Below are 19635 nucleotides of genomic sequence, written 5' to 3'. Positions count from 1 at the left end.
GATGCCGAGCGCCACCGCAGTGGCTGCCGCCGTTTTCGGCCGGTGTTTGCAGATGGCTTGCCATCCGTACTCAGCAATCAGACCGAGCACCCGCCCATCGTGTCATATGCCGCGAACTTGGAATTGACCTGTGCGAAAGTGTTGAAATGCTGACCAGGCTGCTGCGGCAATACGCGCGGCCATATCGACGGCTGATCGCGGCTGTCATTGGGCTGCAAGTGATTGGCAGCCTTGCGTTCTTGTATCTACCGACCGTCAATGCGGCCATCATCGACGACGGGGTGGCCAAGGGCAACACGTCGACGATCATGCGTCTCGGCGCGCTGATGCTCACGGCCGCCGGCGTGCACGCGCTGTGCCTGTTGGGGATCGCCCGTTTGGGGTCGCGCACCGGTATGGGCATCGGCCGTGACTTGCGAGCCGCGATCTTTCACCAGGTGACCGGCCTGTCGGTGTCGGACATTGCTCGGTTCGGCACGCCGTCGTTGCTGACCCGCACCACCAACGACGTCCACCAGATCCAGCTGCTGGCGCAGACCACCTGCACGGTTCTGATCACCGCCCCGATCATGAGCATCGGCGGGGTCTTGATGGCGGTACACCTTGACGCGGGGCTCTCGTGGCTGCTGCTCGTCAGCATCCCGGCTCTGGCGCTGGCCAATTACTGGATCGTCGCGCACCTGCTGCCGGCCTCCCGCCGCATGCAGGCGCTGATCGACAGCGTCAATCGTATTCTGCGCGAGCAGCTTTCGGGGATCAGGGTGATCCGGGCGTTCACCCGGGAACCGTTCGAGCGGCAACGTTTCGCCGACGCGAACCACGCGCTGTCGCAGACGGCGCTGCAGGCCGGGCGCTGGCAGGCGCTTATGCTGCCGCTCACCACGCTGGTGATCAACCTGTCCAGCGTCGCGCTGATCTGGTTCGGCGGGCTGCGAATTGACGCCGGCCAGATGCAGGTCGGATCGCTGATCGCCTTTCTGACTTACTTCATGCAGATCCTGACGTCGGTGCTCAGGGCCACTTTCGTCCTGATGACGCTGCCGCGCGCCTCGGTGTGCGCCGAGCGGATCAACGAGGTGCTGTCGACCCGTGCCGGCATCATCAGTCCGGCACACCCGGTGCGGCCGCGCACGGCGAACGGAGTGGTCCGCCTGCACGGCGCTACGTTCCGCTATCCGGGCGCGGACCGCGCAGTGTTGCAGGATGTTTCGCTGACCGCGCAACCAGGGACCACGACCGCGATCGTCGGCTCGACCGGCTCGGGAAAGTCGACGCTGGTGTCGTTGATCTGCCGGCTCTGCGACGTCACCGACGGCTCGGTGAGCATCGACGACGTCGATGTGCGCGACTATGATCTCGACCAGCTGTGGTCGGTGATCGGAGTGGTTCCGCAGCGCGCATATCTGTTCTCCGGCACCGTCGCCGACAATCTGCGTTACGGCGCGGCGCCAGGCCAGGTGGTCACCGACGCCGAGATGTGGGAGGCGCTGCGTGTCGCGTCGGCCGACGGGTTCGTCGGCGCGCACCCAGCAGCGCTGGACATGCCGGTGTCGCAGGGTGGGGTCAATTTCTCCGGTGGCCAGCGGCAGCGCCTGGCGATCGCACGTGCGGTGATTCGGCGGCCCAAGGTGTACGTGTTCGACGATGCGTTCTCGGCGCTGGATGTGCACACGGACGCGCGGGTGCGCGCCGCATTGCGTGAGGTGTCGGCCGAAGCGACAGTTTTCATTGTGTCGCAACGTATCCCGACGCTGGCTGAAGCCGACCAGGTGATCGTCATCGACGACGGGTGCGTGGTCGGCCGCGGCACCCATGAATCGCTGCTCACCGAATGCGCGATCTACGTTGAGTTCGTCGACTCGCAGGCCGTGGTGCCTGCCGGGAGCGTCTGATGACGCGCCCGAGACCCCCGATCGGGCCCGCGGTGCACGGGCCCATCGAGCGTTCCGACGATTTCCGGCGCACGGCCGTCCGGCTGGTCAAACTGCTCACACCTCAGTGGTGGCTGACGCCGGCCGTACTCATGCTCGTGGTCGCCGGCGTCGGGCTTGCGGTCATCGGCCCCCGAATCCTGGGCCATGCCACCGATCTGGTGTTCAACGGGGTGATCGGCCGGCGCCTGCCGGCCGGAATCACAAAGGACCAGGCCATCGCCGCCGCCCGTGCCCACGGCGACAACAGATTCGCCGACCTGCTGTCCGGTATGGACGTCCGGCCCGGCGCCGGGGTGGACTACGGCGCGGTCGGCCGCACCTTGCTGCTGGCGCTGGGCGTGTATCTACTTGGCGCTCTGCTGGTTTGGGTGCAGGCCCGGCTGGTGAACATCGCCGTGCAGCGAACCGTGACGACGCTGCGCTCCGACGTCGAGGACAAAGTGCACCGGGTGCCCTTGTCCTACTTGGATTCCCGCCAGCATGGCGAGTTGCTGAGCCGCATGACCAACGACATCGACAACGTTGCCGCATCGCTGTCGATGACGATCAGCCAGCTGCTCACCTCGGTGCTGACCGTGGCGGCGGTGCTGGCGATGATGCTGACCATGTCGCCGCTGCTGGCGGTGATCGCGTTGGCGGCCATCCCGCTGTCGCTGTTGGCGACCCGGAGCATGACGCGACGCTCGCAGGGGCTGTTCGTGCGGCAGTGGGCCGATACCGGCCGGCTCAACGCCCTTGTCGAGGAGACTTACACCGGCTTACCGCTGGTCCAGATGTTCGGACAGCGAGGGCAGGCCGAACGGCGTTTCCACGACCTCAACGCCGACGTGTACCGCAGCGGCTTCGGGGCCCAATCGCTCTCCGCGACGGTGCCATTGGCCACGATGTTCGTCGGCAATCTCAGTTACGTGGCAGTCGCCGTGGTCGGCGGACTTCAAGTGGCCGCCGGCCAGATCACGTTGGGCGGCATCCAGGCCTTCATTCAGTACGTCCGCCAGTTCACCCTGCCGCTGAGCGAAGTCGCCGCGATGTACAACCTGCTGCAATCGGGAATGGCAAGCGCTGAACGGGTTTTCAACGTTCTGGACGCGCCCGTGCAAACCTGCGACATGCCGGACGATCTGCCATCTGTGCAGGGCCGGGTGGAGTTCCGTCGCGTCGACTTCAGCTACCGGCCGGGAACGCCGGTGATGAAAGGCCTGTCGCTGGTCGCCGAACCGGGCAGCACCGTGGCGATCGTCGGTCCGACCGGCGTGGGCAAGACGACGCTGGTGAATCTGTTGCTGCGGTTCTACGACGTCGACTCCGGTCAAATCCTGATCGACGGCGTGGACGTCACGACGGTCAGCCGTACGGCGCTGCGATCACGCATCGCAGTGGTACTGCAGGACACCTGGCTGTTCGGCGGAACGATCGCGGAGAATATCGCGTACGGCCGCCCGGGCGCCGGTCGAGAAGAGATCGTCGCCGCCGCCAAGAATGCCTATGTCGACCGATTTGTGCATACTCTGCCCGACGGTTACGACACTTGGGTCTCCGACGACGGCGCCAACCTCAGCGCCGGCGAGAAACAACTGATCACCATCGCCCGCGCCTTCCTCGCCCGCCCGCAGCTGCTGATCCTCGACGAAGCCACCAGCTCGGTGGACACCCGCACCGAGATCCTGGTCCAGCAGGCGATGCGTGAGCTGCGCCGCGGCCGAACGAGTTTCGTTATTGCGCACCGTCTTTCGACAATTCGCGGTGCGGACGTGATCCTGGTGATGGAGTCCGGGCGGATCGTGGAGCAGGGCAAACACGCCGAGCTGTTGGCCCGGCGGGGCGCCTACTACGCGATGACGCAGGTCTAGACGCGATGACCACACCGCTTCTGCGAGGATTTCCGCCGGTCGTGGATGACCGTGCCCAGGTGCTGATCTTGGGCTCATTTCCCAGCGCCCAATCGCTGGTCGCCCACCAGTACTACGCCAACCCGCGCAATTCGTTCTGGCCAATCACAAGTGCGCTTTTCGGCTTTGATGTGACGGCGCCCTACCAGGACCGTCTGCTGGCGCTGCGGTCCCACGGCGTGGCCCTGTGGGACGTGCTGAGCGCGTGCCGCCGGCGCGGCAGCGCGGACTCCGCGATCGACCCGAAAAGCTTGGTGGTCAACGACTTCGGGAAGCTGTTCGCTGACCATCCGGCCATGGCACGGGTGTACTTCAACGGCGCCAAGGCCGCCGACCTGTTCGGCCGACTGGCCGACGCGCCCGAACGGATCCGCTGTCAGCGGCTGCCGTCTACCAGCACGGCGCATGCTATCCGGTTCAGCGCCAAACTGGCTGCCTGGCAAGTCATCTCATGAGGCTGGGGCATCATGACACCGGCGGCCGGCGGTGGGCCCAGGGCCGGGCGCCTTCGATCTGAGCGGACAGCGACAGCAGCGTCGCCTCGTCGTACGGGCGCCCGACGAGCTGTATCGACATCGGCAGCCCGTCCTCGTCGAGGTCCCATGGCACGGCCGCGGCAGGCTGACCGGTCAGGTTCCAGACCTGTTGATAGGGAACGCGTTGGCCGGCCAGAAGCAGCGTCGACAGCCCGCCACGGCGCTGGTAGGCACCGATCCGGGGCGGGCCGGTCGCGTTGCCCGGGGTGAGGACCACGTCGACGTCGTCGAAGATGGACTGAATCCGGTTGCTCAGCGCCGCCTCGGCGGCGCGCACCGCGTCCATCCGCCGATCGGAGAAGAACGAACCCAGCCGCGCCAGCGTGCGGGTGCCCGGTTCCAGCCGTTCCGGATGGGCTTGCGCGTCAGCGTCGTCGCTGATGCCACGCAGGTAGCGCGGCAGGTAGTTCGCATACAGCGCCGGCGGATATTCGGGATCGCGCGTGACGACCTCGTGGCCCAGTTCGCGAAGCAACACGCCCGCCTGCTCCACGGCGGCAAGCTGCTCTCGCCCCACCCGAACCGGCAGCGGCGTCGGCACCTTGGTGCTCAATGCAATTCGCAGCTTGCCAGGGCTTCGTGCGGCAGCGGCGACGAACTCGCCTTCCGGGCCGGGCACAGTGGAGGTGACATCGAGAAACAGCGCCGCGTCCAGCACCGTCCGCGCCAGCGGACCGTTGACACTCAGCCCGTACCACGCGTCGTCGTGTGGCTCCAGCGGTATGCGGTCACGCTGCGGCTTGAGGCCGAACACGCCGCACCAAGTAGCCGGGATGCGAATCGAGCCGCCGCCGTCGGAGCCCAATGCCAGCGGAGCCAGCCCGGCGGCCACCGCGGCCGCGCTGCCACCGCTGCTGCCGCCCGGCGAGCGCCCGGGGTGCCACGGGTTTCGGGTCGCCCCGAAAGTCAGCGACTCGGTGTAGGGCATCATCATCAGCTCCGGCACATTGGTCTTGCCGATGATGACCGCGCCGGCAGCGCGCAACCGCCGGACCACCTCCGCGTCGGAGTTCACCGCGGGACGATGCCCGCCGCAGCCGAAGGTGGTCACCTCGCCGGCGACGTCGACATCGTCTTTGATCGCGATCGGCACACCGAGTAACGGCAGCCGCTCACCCGCGTCCAGGCGGTCCTGCGCCACGTAGGCGTCATCGCGCGCCGCGTCGGACAGCACCACCCGGTAACAGCGCAGCTGGCTGTCCAGTCGGGCAATCCGCTCCAGATAGATCTCGAGCAGCTCCGGCGCGGTGAGCTCACCGTCAGCCAGCATCCGTGCTTGCGCGGCCGCACCGGCGAAGGCCAGATCGGTAGCGTCCACTGCGGCAGCGTATCTCGGCCGTCGCGGGGTAGTTGCACGAGCTGGGCAGTACCGTGGCGACATGTCCTGTGTGTTCTGTGCGGTCATCGCCGGAGATGCTCCAGCCATCCGGATCTACGAAGACGACGACTACCTGGCGATCCTCGATATCCGCCCGTTCACCCGCGGCCACACCCTGGTGGTGCCGAAACGCCACACCGTCGACCTCACCGACACCCCGCCGGAGACGCTGGCCGGGATGATCGGCATCGGCCAGCGCATCGCGCGGGCGGCTCGCGCGACGGAACTGGCCGATGCGACGAATGTCGGCATCAACGACGGTCCCGCCGCCTTCCAGACGGTGCGGCACATTCATCTGCACGTCCTGCCGCGGCGCAACGGAGACAAGCTTTCGGTGGCCAAGGGGCTGGTACTGCGCCGGGACCCGGACCGCGAGGCAACGGCGCAGATCCTGCGGGAAGCGCTGGCAGACATCGACACGAGCCAGTAAGAAGGGGCCATGAGTCCGTCAAGCAATCCGCTGGAGCAGGTGGGCGCACAGTTTCTGCGTCTGCACGACGCCATCTATCAGAAGACCAACGGATGGATCGGCCACCGGATACCGGGAGCTCCGCCCTTCCTGCTACTGCATACGGTCGGCGCCAAGACCGGAGTGCCCCGCACCACGTCGCTCTCGTATGCCCGCGATGGCGACTCCTACCTCGTCGTCGCCTCGAACGGGGGCGCCGACCGCAACCCCGGCTGGTACCACAACCTGCGCAAACATCCCGACTGCGAAATCAACATCGGACCCCGGCGACTGGTGGCGACCGCACGACGTGTCACTCCGGACGACGCCGACTATCCCCGGATGTGGCAGCTGGTCAACAAGGTCAATGCGGACCGCTACACCGCCTACCAGAAACGCACGTCACGGCCGATTTCGGTGTTCGCGCTCACGCCCAGGTGACCCCAGCGGCACGTTTCCAGCGGTAGCGAGCCGCCGCAGTCTATTCTGCTAGGGCGCGTGGTGCTATCTCGTACTCACCGCCGACGCGCGTTTGTGAGCCGGAGCGGGCCGGGAGCAGGAATGAAGCGCTGGGCGGGGCTGCCGTGCCCGTTCACCGGCATGACCATGGGCTTGAGCTGCGCCGTGGTCGGCGGCTATGGCCTTGCGGCCGCGCTGGTCGCCGCCGCGTCTATCGGGGGTTGGCACGGTGCCTTCGCCACCCGCTCGGTGGACCACGTCGTATCGGTGCTGTGTCTGGTGTTCACCGCCGCGTGTGCCGGCCGAGCCGCTCACATCGCGGTCGGGCATCGCAGAGTCGGATGGGCGGCGCTGGCGACGGGCCTGCTGGGCTGGGCGGTCGGTCAGGTCATCTGGGCGGTCTATGACGTGCGCCCCGACCTTGATCACGCCGCTCACCCCGCGGCGGCCGACGCCATCCTGCTCTTGTATCCGGCGGGCGCCATCGCGGCGCTGGTGCTGCTGCCCGGCCCCCCTAACCGCAATCTGTGGCGATCGGTCCTGGACGGCATCATCGTGGCGAGTTCGCTGTTCGTGGTCTCCTGGGTGTTCGTCATCGCCAAAGTCATCCGCGAGGACAGCAGCGCGTTGCTTACGACGGTGGTGCACACCTCCATCGATGTCGTTCTCGTGACGACCGCCATCGTGGTGCTGTCGCGGGATCGACCGGCCGGACGGCACAGCCTGAGCCTGTTGGCCGCCGGAATCACGACGATCGGTGGCGCCGACATTCTGGTGGTGTTCACGACCGGAGTCGGCACCTACCACACGGGCGATCTGGTGGACGTGACGCGAGTGGCCGGATTGGGAATGCTGGCGCTGGCGGCGCTGTCCAGCGTCAATGAGTCACCGCCGGTGGCGGCGCCGAAGGACGAAATCACCTCTCGGGCCCGGCTATGGCTGCCGTACCTGCCGCTGCTGTTCGCCGCTGCGCTCGGATTGGGCCGTGCGGTGCACCATATGGAGCACGGACCGATGCTGATCGCACTGGGAATCCTGGTGATCGCGGTGCTCGTCCGACAATTCGTCGTCCTCTTCGAAAACCAGGGCCTGCTGAACGAGGTGGCACAAGAGGCTTTCCGTGACAGCCTGACCGGTCTGGCGAATCGAGCTCACTTCCGCCATCGATTGGAACAAGCCGTGGACCGCCGGCGCACTGGCGACGCATCGATTGCGGTGTTGTGCCTCGACCTGGACAATTTCAAGTCGGTCAACGACGCCCTGGGACACCCGGCAGGCGACGAGCTGCTCATCCGGGTCGCCGGGCGGCTCACCGCTGCACTGGGGGAAACCGGCACGGCGGCGCGGATCGGTGGTGACGAATTCGCGGTACTCATCGAAGGTTCCGTCGAGGAATCGCACGCGGCAGCTCATCGAGTCCTGGAATCGTTCGGCGCGGCGATCGTGATCGACGGCGTCCCGCTGACGGTTCGTCCCAGCATCGGGTTCACCGTGGCTACCGCCGGGTGCTCTGTCGACGAGCTGCTCCGGCACGCCGACCTGGCCATGTATGCCGCCAAACGCGAAGGCGGACAATGTATTCGCAGTTTCGTGCCGGATTTGCCATTCCCCTATTTGGAGCCGCAGCTCGCCGTGCCCGGCTCGTCCGCCAAGCAGGGGGCCGACAAGACCCGAAGCGAGAGCACGGTGGCCCGGGCGCTCAGAACGTCGGCGCCGGAACAGACGTCGACGCGAGACCACCTGGCCGATGGACCGCACGGTATTCGCTGGCCCCCGTCGGGAATCCGAATTGCCTTGATGGTGTTGGCGATCGGGGTTCTCGTCTTCACGGCGTGGAGCCTCTTCGCCCGGCCGGGCCGTCACGATGTGTTCTTCGCCAACTATTTGTATCCGGCGTTGAACCTGTTTGCGGCCGGGTTGGTCGCCGTTCGCGCGCACCGGGTGGCGGCCGATCGCTTGGCGTGGACTGTGATCGCAATGGGCATGGTCTGTTCCGCGATGGGCGACGTCGTGTACGCCCTGTTTGTGCCACCAGCTCAGTCGCCGTCGGCGGCCGATCCGCTGTATCTGGCTTTTTATCCGCTGGTCTACGCCGGACTGTTGCTGCTCATGCGATCGCGCTTGAAACGGGTGCCCGTTCCGGTCCGGCTGGATTCCCTGGTCTGCGGGCTGGCCATGGCCGCGGTGGCCGCGGCGCTGGCGGCCGGACCCATCCATACCGCCGCCACGCGCACGCCGGCAACCGTGCTGGTGGGCTTGGTCTACCCGTGGGGCGATCTGGTGCTGTTGGCTCTTGCCGCGGGGATGCTGCCAATCCTCGGTTGGCGCAAGGAATTTCGCTGGGGGCTGCTGGTTGCCGGGTTCATGTTGTTTGCGGTCAGCGACACCGTGTATCTGTTCGAAACTTCGGCCGGCTCGTATCGCGTTGGCACCTGGCTCGACGCCTGTTGGCCGGTGTCGTCATTGCTGGTGGCGCTGGCCAGCTGGGCGTCGTGGTCGTCGGCCGCGCCGTTACCGAGACGCGGGCTGGGGCCGTACGCCGTGCCGGTGGCATCAACCGTGGTTGGACTTACGGTGGCTGTCCTGGGCCACGACTCCCGCCTCGCGGCGACGCTTGCCGCACTGAGCCTGACCGCGGTCGCTGCAAGGTTTTCGGTGACCTTTCGCGACGTCAGCATCATGGCCGAAAGCCACAAGCACGCCATGACCGACGAGTTGACCACGCTGCCCAACCGGCGCTCGCTGGCGACGGCCCTGACCGAGGCGTCGGGAATACCTTCAGGCGCGCGTTCGGTGCTGTCGGGCTCCTCATCGGCGAACAGGGGGGCGTCCCGGCGAGCGCTGCTGTTGCTGGACCTCTGCGAGTTCCACGAGATCAATGACTCGGTCGGTAAGCGATTCGGCGATGAGCTGTTGTGCCACATCGCGGATCGGCTCGCGAGCAATGTGCGTCGGGAGGACCTGCTGGCGCGAGTGGGCGACGACGAGTTCGCGATCCTGCTTGCCGAGGGCGCGGATCTCATTGCCGCGCGCGCACAGGCCGGTCGTCTGCTCGAGGCGTTGAGTGAGCCCGTCGCCCTTGATCCGATCACGGTGCAAGTCGACGCCCACGTTGCCATCGCGCTGTGTCCCGACCACTGCGACCACCCGCAGGAGCTGCTGAACCGCGCGGAGACGGCAATTCCGCACGCCAAAACCGCCACCAGCAACATCGTCGTCTACGACCCGACGTTCGAGCTGTATCGCGACAACGACCCCAACCTGATGGAGGAACTACGCGCCGCTCTGGTGGGCGGCGACGAGCTGACCTGTCATTACCAGCCCAAGATCAATGCCAGCGACGGCAGCGTGCACAGTGTCGAGGCACTGTTGCGCTGGCACCATCCCAGCCGCGGGCTGCTGCTGCCGGAGGAGTTCCTGCCCGCCGCCGAGCGCGCCGGGCTGATGCGCAAGGTGGCCAACCGAACGGTCAACCTGGCCCTCGAACAGATCCAGTCGTGGCGCGAGCAGGGTCTGCCGCTGACCGTCGCGGTGAATCTCTCGACGACCAATTTGCTCGACCTCGACCTGGTAGGCACCATCGAGCGGCTGCTGCAAACCCACGGTTTGCCGCCCGACGCCCTCATCATCGAGATCACCGAGAGCACCCTCGTCGACTCGGTGCGGTCCCGGAACACCGTCGCCGCGCTGCAGCGCCTGGGTGTCCGCATCTCGCTTGACGACTACGGCACCGGATGGTCGTCGCTGGCACGCCTGCAGGATGTCTCGGTCGACGAGCTGAAACTGGACCGGGTGTTCGTGGCCCGTCTGGCTCACGACCCGCGGTCGGTTGCGATCGTGCGGTCGACGGTTGCATTGGCAGACAGCCTGGGCGCCGACCTCGTCGCCGAGGGGGTCGAGGACGAGGTGACGTTGGCCGCGGTGCGGCGGTACGGCTGCACCATCACTCAAGGCTTCGTGCACAGTCCGCCGCTGCCCGCCGATGACCTGGGGGATTGGATCGCCCGCCAGAGGCCCGATCCCGCTTCCAGTCAGTCTCAGCAGGCGGGCTTAGAACAGCTCCTTGGCGAGTAGCTCCAGCGTTGCGACGCGGGCCGGTGCGGTGGCGCTGCCTGTGCCGCGGCGGGCCGATGCGACCGGGTGCACCATCACCTCGTCTACGTCGAACCGTTGCGCCAGTGCCCGCAGCTGTTCGGCGGCCTCCGCGGGCGAACCGACGATCGCCCGCCGCAGCCCGCTGTCCACGATGCGCTGCTGCTCTGGGGACAACTCCGCGACTTGGGCCTCCTCGACCAGCGGGACCGGCCCGAGTGGCTGTCCGGTGCGCAGCCGCGCCATCGTCTGCAGGTTGGGCAGTATCAAAGCCGTTGCCTCGTCCCGTGTCTCGGCCACTGCCGCGTTGACGGTCAGGAAGGTCACGGGTTCGGCCGCCAGGTCGCTGGGCCGGAATCGGGAGCGGTAGAGGTCGAGCGCCTCTTCGGTGCCTTTGCCGGAGAAGTGATGTGCGAACACGTAAGGCAGGCCCTTGGCGGCGGCCAGATGCGCCGAGTACATCGAGGATCCGAGCAACCACAATCGCGGTTCGGTGACGGCGGCCGGGGTGGCCTTCAGGGTGTAGTCGCCGGAGCGCAGCGGCACTCGCACGCCGCGTGCGCTCATCAGTGCGGCCACGTCGTCGAGGTAGGCCGGGAAGTTCTCGATGTCTCGATCGTCACGGCCGCCGCGCAGGGCGTACGACGTCACCGGGTCGGAGCCGGGTGCGCGCCCGATGCCCAGGTCGATGCGGCCCGGGGCGGCGGCTTCCAACAGCGCGAACTGCTCGGCGACGGCCAGCGGTGCGTGGTTGGGCAGCATCACCCCACCCGACCCGAGGCGCAGTTGGGAGGTCTGCGCGGCCAGGTAAGCGATCAGCACCGGCGGGCTGGTTGCGCCCACCGACGGCATGTTGTGATGTTCGGCAAGCCAGAATCGAGTGAAGCCCAGCCGGTCGGCGGCCTGCGCCAGCTGGACGGTGGCCGCCAGCGCATCTTTGGTGGACTGGTCGGTGCGCACCGGGACGAGATCGAGAACGGAAAGACGCACGATGGCGTCAACGCCGGGAGGGGCGTGAACGTTCCCGCCGGGAGCTGGCGTTGTGTGTGACAGCGGGGCGTCGGGTGTGAAGAAAGGGCTTTGCGCGTGAAAGCAGGGCGGGTCCACGCGCCCGATTCCGCCCTGCTTTCACAATCGAAGCCGACGCTTCACAATCAACGGGCTGATCAGTAGTCCTTGAGCTCGATCGAGCGCACGATCCGCTCGAACACCTCCTGCGGGATCGGCGCCCCGCCCGGAATGTTGTCGACGACCAGCCACTGGTTGCGCAGGACGTAGTCGTGGAACTCGGCGTAGTAGTTGGCAAAGCCGCGCTCGTAGTCGTCACCCGCGGCCTTGAGCTCGCCGGCCAGGATGTAGGCGCCCAGCAGCGCGACGCTGGTCCCCTGCCCCGACAGCGGCGAGCAGCAATAGCCTGCGTCGCCGACGAGCGCCACCCTGCCCTGTGCCCAGCGGTCCATCTTGATCTGCGACATCTCGTCGAAGTAGAAGTCCGGCGCGGACCGCATGTATTCGAGCAGTTGCGGGCGGACCCAGCCGTCGTCGGCCATCCGTCGCTCCAGCTCGGCGAACTGGGCTTCGGTGTCGCGGTAGTCGATGCGCAGGTCGCTGTCCATGAAGCCGAGCATGGCCCGGGCCTCGCTGTTGTTACGGGCGCTGTACACCCCGGCCATGCTGGAGTCGCCGTAGTGCCAGGTTTGCCAGTAGTCCAGTTCCAGGAAGTTGGGCACGGTGAAAATAGCGGCATGCGTGCCCAGCCTTTCGATGAACTGTTCCTCCGGACCGAACACCAGCCTGCGGACATTGGAGTGCAACCCGTCGGCGCCGATGACCAGATCGAAGCCGCGGGCACCGGTCTGCTCGAGGGTGACCGCCACGGAAGTGCCGTCATCCTGTAGCGCCTCGATGCTGTCGTCGAACAAATATTCCACGTCGAGTTTGGTTGCGTCGTAGAGCAATTCGATCAGGTCGTCGCGCAGCAGCTCGATGTCGGGGCTGGCGATCAGGCCACCGGTGGGCGTCGATTCGGTGTCTTGAGACAGCTCGGTGCCGTCGCGGTCGACGATCGAAGAGCCGCGAATGCGCGTCCGGAGATGGTCGGCGGCGGCCCGCAGCGACATCCGCTCCAGCACCGAGAGGGCGGGGCCGCGCACGTCGATCGCCTGACCGCCGCGGCGCAACCCGGGGTGGCGCTCCACAACGGTTACCGAATAGCCGTGCTGCGCAAGCCAATACGCGGCCGTCATACCAGCGACGCTGGCGCCGGAAATCAGAACGTCAGTCACTTGATCCGCACTCAATCCCTGCCGCCTCGCGGGCACTGGTGAAAATGTCGTCGAGCATCGCCGGAGTCAACCTACCGGTGAACATGTTCTGCTGGCTCGGGTGGTAGCAACCGAGCAAACGCACGCCGGACGGCAGTTCGGCGACGGCGCCGTGACCGAATCGCGGTTTGGGCTTGATGGCGGCACCCGTCAGCCGCAGCGCGATCTGCCAGGCGAATCCGCCCAGGGCAACGATCACCCGCACGTCGTCGGACACCAACCGCCACTCCGCGTCCAGCCAGGGCGAGCAGGTTATCCGCTCGTCCGGCGTCGGGGCGTTGCCCGGTGGTGCGCACCGAACCGGCGCGACAATGCGAACCTGGTTGGCCTGCAAGCCATCTGCGGCGTCGACGCTGGTGGGTTGGTTCACCAGCCCGGCCCGATGCAGCGCCGCATACAGCTGATCCCCGGAGCGGTCGCCGGTGAACATCCGTCCGGTCCGGTTGGCGCCATGTGCGGCGGGCGCCAGGCCGACGATCAACAACCGCGGCCGTTCAGATCCCCAGCCCGGCACCGGCCGTCCCCAGTACGGCTGGTCGGCGAAGGCGCGGCGCTTGACGACGGCAACCTCCTCGCGCCAGCCGACCAGCCGGGGGCAGGCCCGGCACACGCTGATCGTCGCGTCGAGTTCGGCCACCGTGCCAGCCCGCTGGGCCAGCCTCACGACTTGCGCTGCGTCGCCGGCCACCGGGGTCTGCGCCGTGGCCGGTTCGCCCGGCCAGCCGCTGCCGGGAGCAACCGGAGAGGCAAACGCCCGGCCGGTATTGGGGTGGGGAAGCACACGAACATCCTGCATTCCGGCGGTCGCCGTCCGTTAATTCGGTAGCTTCCCCTGGCGCATCGGCGCTAGATTCAGCCGCGATATCCCATGAGCAACAGCAGCCGCGGCCCGGCGTTCCTACTTCTATTCGCGACATTGATGGCATGTGCCGGAAGCGGCATCTCGCTGGTCGCGTTCCCGTGGCTGGTGCTGCAGCGCGAGGGCAGCGCCGGGCAGGCGTCGATCGTGGCCGGCGCGACGACGCTGCCGCTGCTGTTCTCCACGCTGGTGGCAGGCACGGCCGTCGACTACTTCGGTCGTCGTCGGGTGTCGATGATCTCCGACGCGCTATCGGGGTCGGCGGTAGCCGCCGTCCCCCTGGTGGCGTCGGCGTTCGGCACGCACGCGGTCAACGTGGCGGTGCTGGCCGTGTTGGGCGCCTGCACGGCGGCCTTCGACCCGGCCGGCATCACCGCCCGGCAGTCGATGCTGCCCGAAGCCGCCGATCGGGCCGGCTGGTCGCTGGACCGGGTGAACAGCGTCTACGAGGCGATCCAGAACCTGGCCTTCATCGTGGGCCCCGGCATCGGTGGCTTGATGATCGCAACGGTCGGCGGAATCAACACGATGTGGATCACGGCCGGCGCGTTCGGATTGTCCCTGCTGGCGATCTCCGTTTTGCGGCTCGAGGGTGCGGGCACGCCGCACTTCGCGAGCCGGCCCCAAGGTCTGGTGTCGGGGGTCTCGCAGGGATTGCGCTTCGTGTGGAGCCTGCGGGTACTGCGCGTGCTGGCGCTGATCGAGCTGACCGTGACCGCGCTGTACCTGCCGATGGAGAGCGTGCTGTTTCCCAAGTACTTCAGCGACCGCCAGCAACCTGGCCAGCTGGGCTCGGTGTTGATGGCGCTGGCGCTCGGTGGCTTGGTTGGCGCGCTTGGTTACCCGCGGCTGTCGAAGTATGCCTCGCGGCGCACGATCGTGCTGACCGCGGTGCTCACTTTTGGTGCGGCGACGGCCGTGATCGCGGTCCTGCCGCCGTTGCCGGTCATCCTGGCGTTGTGCGCGCTGGTCGGCATGGTCTACGGGCCGATCCAGCCGATCTACAACTACGTGATGCAGACCCGGGCGCCGCACTATCTGCGTGGCCGGGTGGTGGGAGTAATGACGTCGCTGGCTTATGCCGCCGGGCCGCTGGGGTTGCTGCTGGCCGGTCCGCTGGCCGACGCGGCCGGACTGAAGGTGACGTTCTTGGCGCTGGCCCTGCCGATCCTGCTCACCGGGTTGATCTGCACCCGCCTGCCGTCGCTGCGCGAGCTGGACCGCGCTCGTGAGCTCGCAACCGATTCCTGCGGCTAGGATCGGCCCGGTGAACGACGGCTTGCTGGCGGGCCTGATCGCCGACCTGCCCGAGGGAATGGTGGTCACCGATCCCACGGTGACCGAGGGCTACCGGCAGGACCGTGCTCTGGATCCGGCGGCGGGCAAGCCCCTGGCGGTGGTTCGGCCGCGCCGTACCGAAGAGGTGCAGACGGTGCTGCGCTGGGCTTCGGCTCATCGGGTGCCGGTGGTGACCCGCGGAGCCGGCAGCGGCCTGTCCGGCGGGGCGACCGCGCTGGATGACGGGATCGTGCTGTCGACGGAAAAGATGCGCGACATCACCGTCGACCCCGTCACTCGTACCGCGGTATGCCAGCCCGGGCTGTTCAACGCCGAGGTAAAGAAGGCCGTTGCCGAATACGGCCTGTGGTATCCGCCCGACCCGTCGTCGTTCGAAATCTGCAGCATCGGTGGCAATATCGCGACCAATGCCGGCGGGCTGTGCTGCGTCAAGTACGGCGTCACCACCGACTACGTGCTGGGCATGCAAGTGGTGCTGGCCGACGGAACCGCGGTGCGGCTGGGTGGTCCGCGTTTGAAAGATGTTGCGGGACTGAGCCTGACCAAGCTCTTCGTCGGCAGCGAAGGCACGCTGGGCGTCGTGACGGAGGTGACGCTGCGGCTGCTGCCCGCCCAGAACACGTCGAGCATCGTGGTGGCCAGCTTCGACTCGGTCGAGTCGGCGGTCGATGCGGTGCTTGGGGTCACCGCTCGACTTCGCCCTTCGATGCTCGAGTTCATGGATCAGGTCGCTATCAACGCCGTCGAGGACACCTTGCGGATGGACCTGGATCGTTCGGCGGCGGCGATGCTGGTGGGCGGTTCGGACGAACGGGGGCGCGCGAGCGCCGAGGACGCCGAGGTGATGGCGTCGGTATTCGCCGAGCACGGTGCCAAGGAGGTCTTCTCCACCGACGACCCCGACGAGGGTGAGGCGTTCGTCGCGGCCCGGCGGTTCTGTATACCGGCGGTCGAAGCCAAGGGATCACTGTTGCTGGAAGACGTCGGGGTGCCGCTGCCGGCCCTGGGCGAGCTGGTCACCGGAATCGCGCGCATCGCCGACGAGCGCGACCTGATGATCTCGGTGATCGCCCATGCCGGAGATGGCAACACTCACCCGCTGCTGGTGTACGACCCCGCAGACACCGCGGTCGCCGAACGCGCGCACCTGGCTTACGGGGAAATCATGGACCTGGCCGTCGGGCTGGGTGGCACGATCACCGGCGAGCACGGCGTCGGGCGCTTGAAGCGGCCATGGCTGGCCGGATATCTAGGACCCGACGTGATGGATCTCAACCGGCGCATCAAGCAGGCATTGGACCCGTTGGGCATTCTCAACCCCGGTTCGGGGATCTGACGTTGAGCTCACGGCTTCGGGTGTGAGCTGACGGCTTTGCGGGTGAAGCCACGGCTTTGCGGGTGAAGCCACGGCTTTGCGGGTGAAGCCACGGCGGGATTCCGGCGACTTTTCCGCCCTGGCTTCACCGCGAAAGCCCAGGCTTCACCCTCAACGCCCGGGCTTCACCGCGAAAGCCCAGGCTTCACCCTCAACGCCCAGGCTTCACACTCAACGCCCGGGCTTACCCCAAACGACATGCCGTGGTTGACACTGTCCTAGGTCTGTCGTATGAATAAGACATGTCAGCAGCTTTGTCTCACAGCGCTCCGCCTAAGTTCGAACTCGCCACCGCCGAAACCTGGGCGAGTCCCTGGCCGATGTACCGCGCGCTGCGAGACCACGACCCGGTCCACCGCGTCGTCCCACCGAACCACCCGGAACACGACTACTACGTGCTGTCCCGGCACGCCGACGTGTGGTCGGCCGCCCGCGACCATGAGACGTTCTCCTCAGCGCAGGGGCTGACGGTCAATTACGGCGACCTCGAAATGATTGGACTGCAAGATAATCCGCCGATGGTGATGCAGGATCCCCCGGTGCACACCGAATTTCGCAAGCTGGTGTCGCGCGGCTTCACCCCGCGACAGGTCGAAGCGGTGGAACCCAAGGTCCGCGAGTTCGTCGTCGAACGTATCGAGAAGCTGCGCGCTGCCGGCGGTGGCGACATCGTCGCCGAGCTGTTCAAACCGCTGCCGTCAATGGTGGTCGCACATTATCTCGGTGTGCCCGAGGAGGATCGGGCACAGTTCGACGGCTGGACCCAGGCCATCGTCGCGGCCAACACCGCCGACGGGGGCATCGCCAGTGCGCTGGAAACAGTCGGCGATGCGGTCGGGTCGATGATGGCCTACTTCACCGCACTGATCGAGCGGCGCCGCGCCGAACCCGAGGACGACACGATCTCCCACCTCGTCGCCGCGGGCGTCGGCGCTGACGGCGACATCGCGGGCACGTTGTCCATACTCGCGTTCACCTTCACGATGGTCACCGGTGGCAACGACACCGTCACCGGAATGCTGGGCGGCTCAATGCCATTGCTGCACGAGCGGCCCGACCAGCGTCAGCTGTTGATAGACGATCCGGAGCGCATCGGTGACGCGATCGAGGAACTGCTTCGTCTCACCTCGCCGGTGCAGGGCCTGGCCCGCACAGTCACCCGCGACGTGACGATCGGCGAAACCACCGTCCCGGCCGGCCGCCGGTTGCTGCTGCTGTACGGGTCGGCCAACCGCGACGAACGCCAATACGGTCCGGACGCAGGCGAACTCGACATCACCAGGTGCCCGCGCAAGATCCTGACCTTCAGCCACGGCGCACACCACTGCCTGGGTGCGGCCGCGGCACGGATGCAATCTCGGGTAGCACTGACCGAACTGCTATCGCGCTGCCCCGACTTCGAGGTCGACGAGTCACGCATCGTCTGGTCCGGCGGCAGCTACGTCCGGCGGCCGTTGTCGGTGCCGTTCCGGGCGAAGTCCTGATGCCGGGCGGGGATTGGCTGGCCGAGCGCCGCACCGAGGTAGCCGCGGACCGGATACTCGACGCCGCCGAGCAGCTCTTCACCGAGCATGACCCGGCCTCCATCGGAATGAATGAAATCGCCAGGGCCGCAGGCTGTTCCAGAGCCACCCTGTACCGGTACTTCGAGAGCCGGGAGGCGCTGCGCACCGCCTACGTGCACCGCGAGACCCGCCGGCTCGGCCGCCAGATCATGCAGCACATCGACGGCATCGAGGAGCCGCGCGAGCGGCTGATCGCCAGCATCACCGCCGCCCTGCGCATGGTTCGCGAGAACCCGGCCCTGGCGGCCTGGTTCGGCTCCACCCGGCTACCCCTCGGCGGCGAAATGGCCGGACAGTCCGAGGTGATCACCGCCCTGGCCGCCGGACTACTGAGCTCGCTTGGTCCCGACGACCCCGGCACCGTGGAACGACGGGCGCGCTGGAGCGTGCGGGTGATCGTCTCGCTGCTGATGTTCCCCGGCCAAGACGAAGCCGACGAGCGGGCGATGATCGACGAATTCGTCGTCCCTATCCTGACGCCGGCAACCGCGCGCCGATAGGGTCGCCCGGCTCTAGACGACCCAATAGGCTTGCGCCTTAATGGATTTCTTGGGGATTCCGAAATCCTCGCGCAACACCTTGGCCACCGACCGCGTGGTGCGGGTGCTGCAGGCGACCCAGCCGAAGTGGTCACCCGCGTCGAAGGCCGCCGAGCGCACGGCGTCGAGCAGGCCCTCGCGGCCGTCGTTGTTGTCCACCCAGACCACATCGATTTTCGGGCTGGGCTGCGTCACCGGCAGGCATTTGTCTTCGTCGCAGCCGGCCTCCAGGAATACGCGCGCCGGCGCGTCGCCTATGGCGTCGAGAAGCGAGTTGATCGCCGGCAGCGAAGCGGTGTCGCCCACGATGACGTACCCGTTGGGGGCCGGGTCAGGGATGGCGAACTTGCTGCCGAGCACCGTCGCCTCAATGGTGTCACCGGGCTGGGCCGCACGCGCCCAGTCCGACGCGCAGCCCTCGTGCAATGCGAACTCCAGGTCGAAGGTGTCGGTCTCCGGGTTCGGATCGACCAGCGTGTAGGCGCGCTGGTGTCCGTCGGCGAACCAGATCCGGATCCACATCGTGGGATGCACGCTGTGTTCGGCCAGCATGCCGCCGGCATTGAAGCTCAGCCTCAGGTAACGCGGAGTGATCTCGCGCCGGCCGGTGACGGTGAGTTGGTAGTCCCCGGCCCGCAGCAGCTTGAGCACGGCGCCCTGCCAACCCCGCGACGGCTTGAGTTCGGTCATCTGCATCCTTCATCTACCCGGCGGCAACTTAGGACAGGGTAACCTATCTATCGGCCGCTCAGTCCCGCACCCGCGTGAAGCGATGCAATAACCACGCGAAGGGGATCGTCACCACCATGGTCGCGATGAACAGATACAGCATCGAGCCGGTGTAGACGTGCGCCCGAACGATGCGGTCCATCGCAACCTCCATCGTTACCAAGTGGATCAAAAAGATCTCGTAGGAGATCTCCCCCAACCACACCATC

At 67.0% G+C, this 19635-nt stretch carries 15 protein-coding genes and 1 pseudogene; 10 read left to right on the top strand and 6 right to left on the bottom strand.

Features of this window, described 5'->3' with window-relative positions; genetic code table 11:
* The first annotated feature begins 146 nt into the window (after positions 1-146).
* The 3 genes from A5791_RS09130 to A5791_RS09120 are packed head-to-tail and all read left to right on the top strand — an operon-like array spanning position 147 to position 4278.
* Positions 147-1892, top strand: a complete 1746-nt coding sequence (locus A5791_RS09130; protein WP_067234231.1) for an ABC transporter ATP-binding protein — start codon at positions 147-149, stop codon at positions 1890-1892.
* A complete protein-coding gene (locus tag A5791_RS09125) occupies positions 1892-3784 on the top strand; it encodes an ABC transporter ATP-binding protein (protein WP_067234228.1) in 1893 nt (630 codons plus the stop codon). Before A5791_RS09130 ends, A5791_RS09125 begins: the two co-directional genes overlap by 1 nt.
* A gap of 5 nt (positions 3785-3789) precedes the next feature.
* Positions 3790-4278, top strand: coding sequence for a DNA-deoxyinosine glycosylase (locus A5791_RS09120; protein ID WP_067234224.1), 489 nt, complete (start codon positions 3790-3792; stop codon positions 4276-4278).
* A 10-nt stretch (positions 4279-4288) separates the two neighbouring features.
* Here A5791_RS09120 and A5791_RS09115 read toward each other — a convergent pair whose 3' ends face one another.
* On the bottom strand, positions 4289-5677 hold the full coding sequence (locus tag A5791_RS09115; RefSeq protein WP_156661104.1) for an amidase: 1389 nt from the start codon (positions 5675-5677) through the stop codon (positions 4289-4291).
* A 61-nt stretch (positions 5678-5738) separates the two neighbouring features.
* Here A5791_RS09115 and A5791_RS09110 point away from each other — a divergent pair, with 61 nt between their 5' ends.
* The 3 genes from A5791_RS09110 to A5791_RS09100 all read left to right on the top strand — a co-directional run bounded on the left by A5791_RS09110 (position 5739) and on the right by A5791_RS09100 (position 10718).
* On the top strand, positions 5739-6167 hold the full coding sequence (locus A5791_RS09110; protein ID WP_067234219.1) for an HIT family protein: 429 nt from the start codon (positions 5739-5741) through the stop codon (positions 6165-6167).
* Positions 6168-6176: 9 nt separating this feature from the next.
* Positions 6177-6626 carry a nitroreductase family deazaflavin-dependent oxidoreductase gene (locus A5791_RS09105; RefSeq protein ID WP_067234215.1) on the top strand — a complete coding sequence of 150 codons (450 nt, stop codon included), beginning with the start codon at positions 6177-6179 and terminating at the stop codon, positions 6624-6626.
* 120 nt (positions 6627-6746) lie between these two features.
* Positions 6747-10718: a bifunctional diguanylate cyclase/phosphodiesterase gene (locus A5791_RS09100; protein ID WP_082966832.1), complete on the top strand. Its 3972-nt coding sequence runs from the start codon at positions 6747-6749 to the stop codon at positions 10716-10718.
* On the opposite strand, the gene A5791_RS09095 is transcribed toward A5791_RS09100, so the two are convergent.
* The 3 genes from A5791_RS09095 to A5791_RS09085 all read right to left on the bottom strand — a co-directional run bounded on the left by A5791_RS09095 (position 10695) and on the right by A5791_RS09085 (position 13856).
* On the bottom strand, positions 10695-11726 hold the full coding sequence (locus A5791_RS09095; RefSeq protein ID WP_067234211.1) for an LLM class flavin-dependent oxidoreductase: 1032 nt from the start codon (positions 11724-11726) through the stop codon (positions 10695-10697). The genes A5791_RS09100 and A5791_RS09095 overlap by 24 nt on opposite strands.
* 176 nt (positions 11727-11902) lie before the next feature.
* A complete protein-coding gene (locus tag A5791_RS09090; protein ID WP_067234207.1) occupies positions 11903-13021 on the bottom strand; it encodes an FAD-binding protein in 1119 nt (372 codons plus the stop codon).
* Entirely contained in the window at positions 13014-13856 is an 843-nt protein-coding gene (locus A5791_RS09085; RefSeq protein ID WP_067234204.1) for a uracil-DNA glycosylase, read from the bottom strand. The genes A5791_RS09090 and A5791_RS09085 overlap by 8 nt, the downstream gene beginning before the upstream one ends.
* A gap of 72 nt (positions 13857-13928) precedes the next feature.
* Between A5791_RS09085 and A5791_RS09080 the strand changes: the two genes are divergently transcribed.
* The 4 genes from A5791_RS09080 to A5791_RS09065 all read left to right on the top strand — a co-directional run bounded on the left by A5791_RS09080 (position 13929) and on the right by A5791_RS09065 (position 18658).
* Complete coding sequence (locus A5791_RS09080) at positions 13929-15176, top strand: MFS transporter (RefSeq protein ID WP_067234200.1); 1248 nt, start codon at positions 13929-13931, stop codon at positions 15174-15176.
* Positions 15177-15186: 10 nt separating this feature from the next.
* Positions 15187-16554: an FAD-binding oxidoreductase gene (locus A5791_RS09075; RefSeq protein ID WP_067234196.1), complete on the top strand. Its 1368-nt coding sequence runs from the start codon at positions 15187-15189 to the stop codon at positions 16552-16554.
* A gap of 281 nt (positions 16555-16835) precedes the next feature.
* A complete protein-coding gene (locus A5791_RS09070) occupies positions 16836-18077 on the top strand; it encodes a cytochrome P450 (protein WP_067234193.1) in 1242 nt (413 codons plus the stop codon).
* On the top strand, positions 18077-18658 hold the full coding sequence (locus A5791_RS09065; protein WP_067234190.1) for a TetR/AcrR family transcriptional regulator: 582 nt from the start codon (positions 18077-18079) through the stop codon (positions 18656-18658). Before A5791_RS09070 ends, A5791_RS09065 begins: the two co-directional genes overlap by 1 nt.
* A 12-nt stretch (positions 18659-18670) precedes the next feature.
* Here A5791_RS09065 and A5791_RS09060 read toward each other — a convergent pair whose 3' ends face one another.
* Entirely contained in the window at positions 18671-19393 is a 723-nt protein-coding gene (locus A5791_RS09060) for a siderophore-interacting protein (RefSeq protein ID WP_369828037.1), read from the bottom strand.
* 52 nt (positions 19394-19445) lie between these two features.
* A pseudogene (locus tag A5791_RS09055) lies at positions 19446-19635 on the bottom strand (acyltransferase); the annotation flags it as partial.

This window comes from Mycobacterium sp. 852002-51163_SCH5372311 (assembly GCF_001667115.1).
GTDB lineage: Bacteria > Actinomycetota > Actinomycetes > Mycobacteriales > Mycobacteriaceae > Mycobacterium.
Note: the sequence above shows the minus strand (reverse complement) of the source record. Positions and strands in the feature narration are given on the sequence as shown.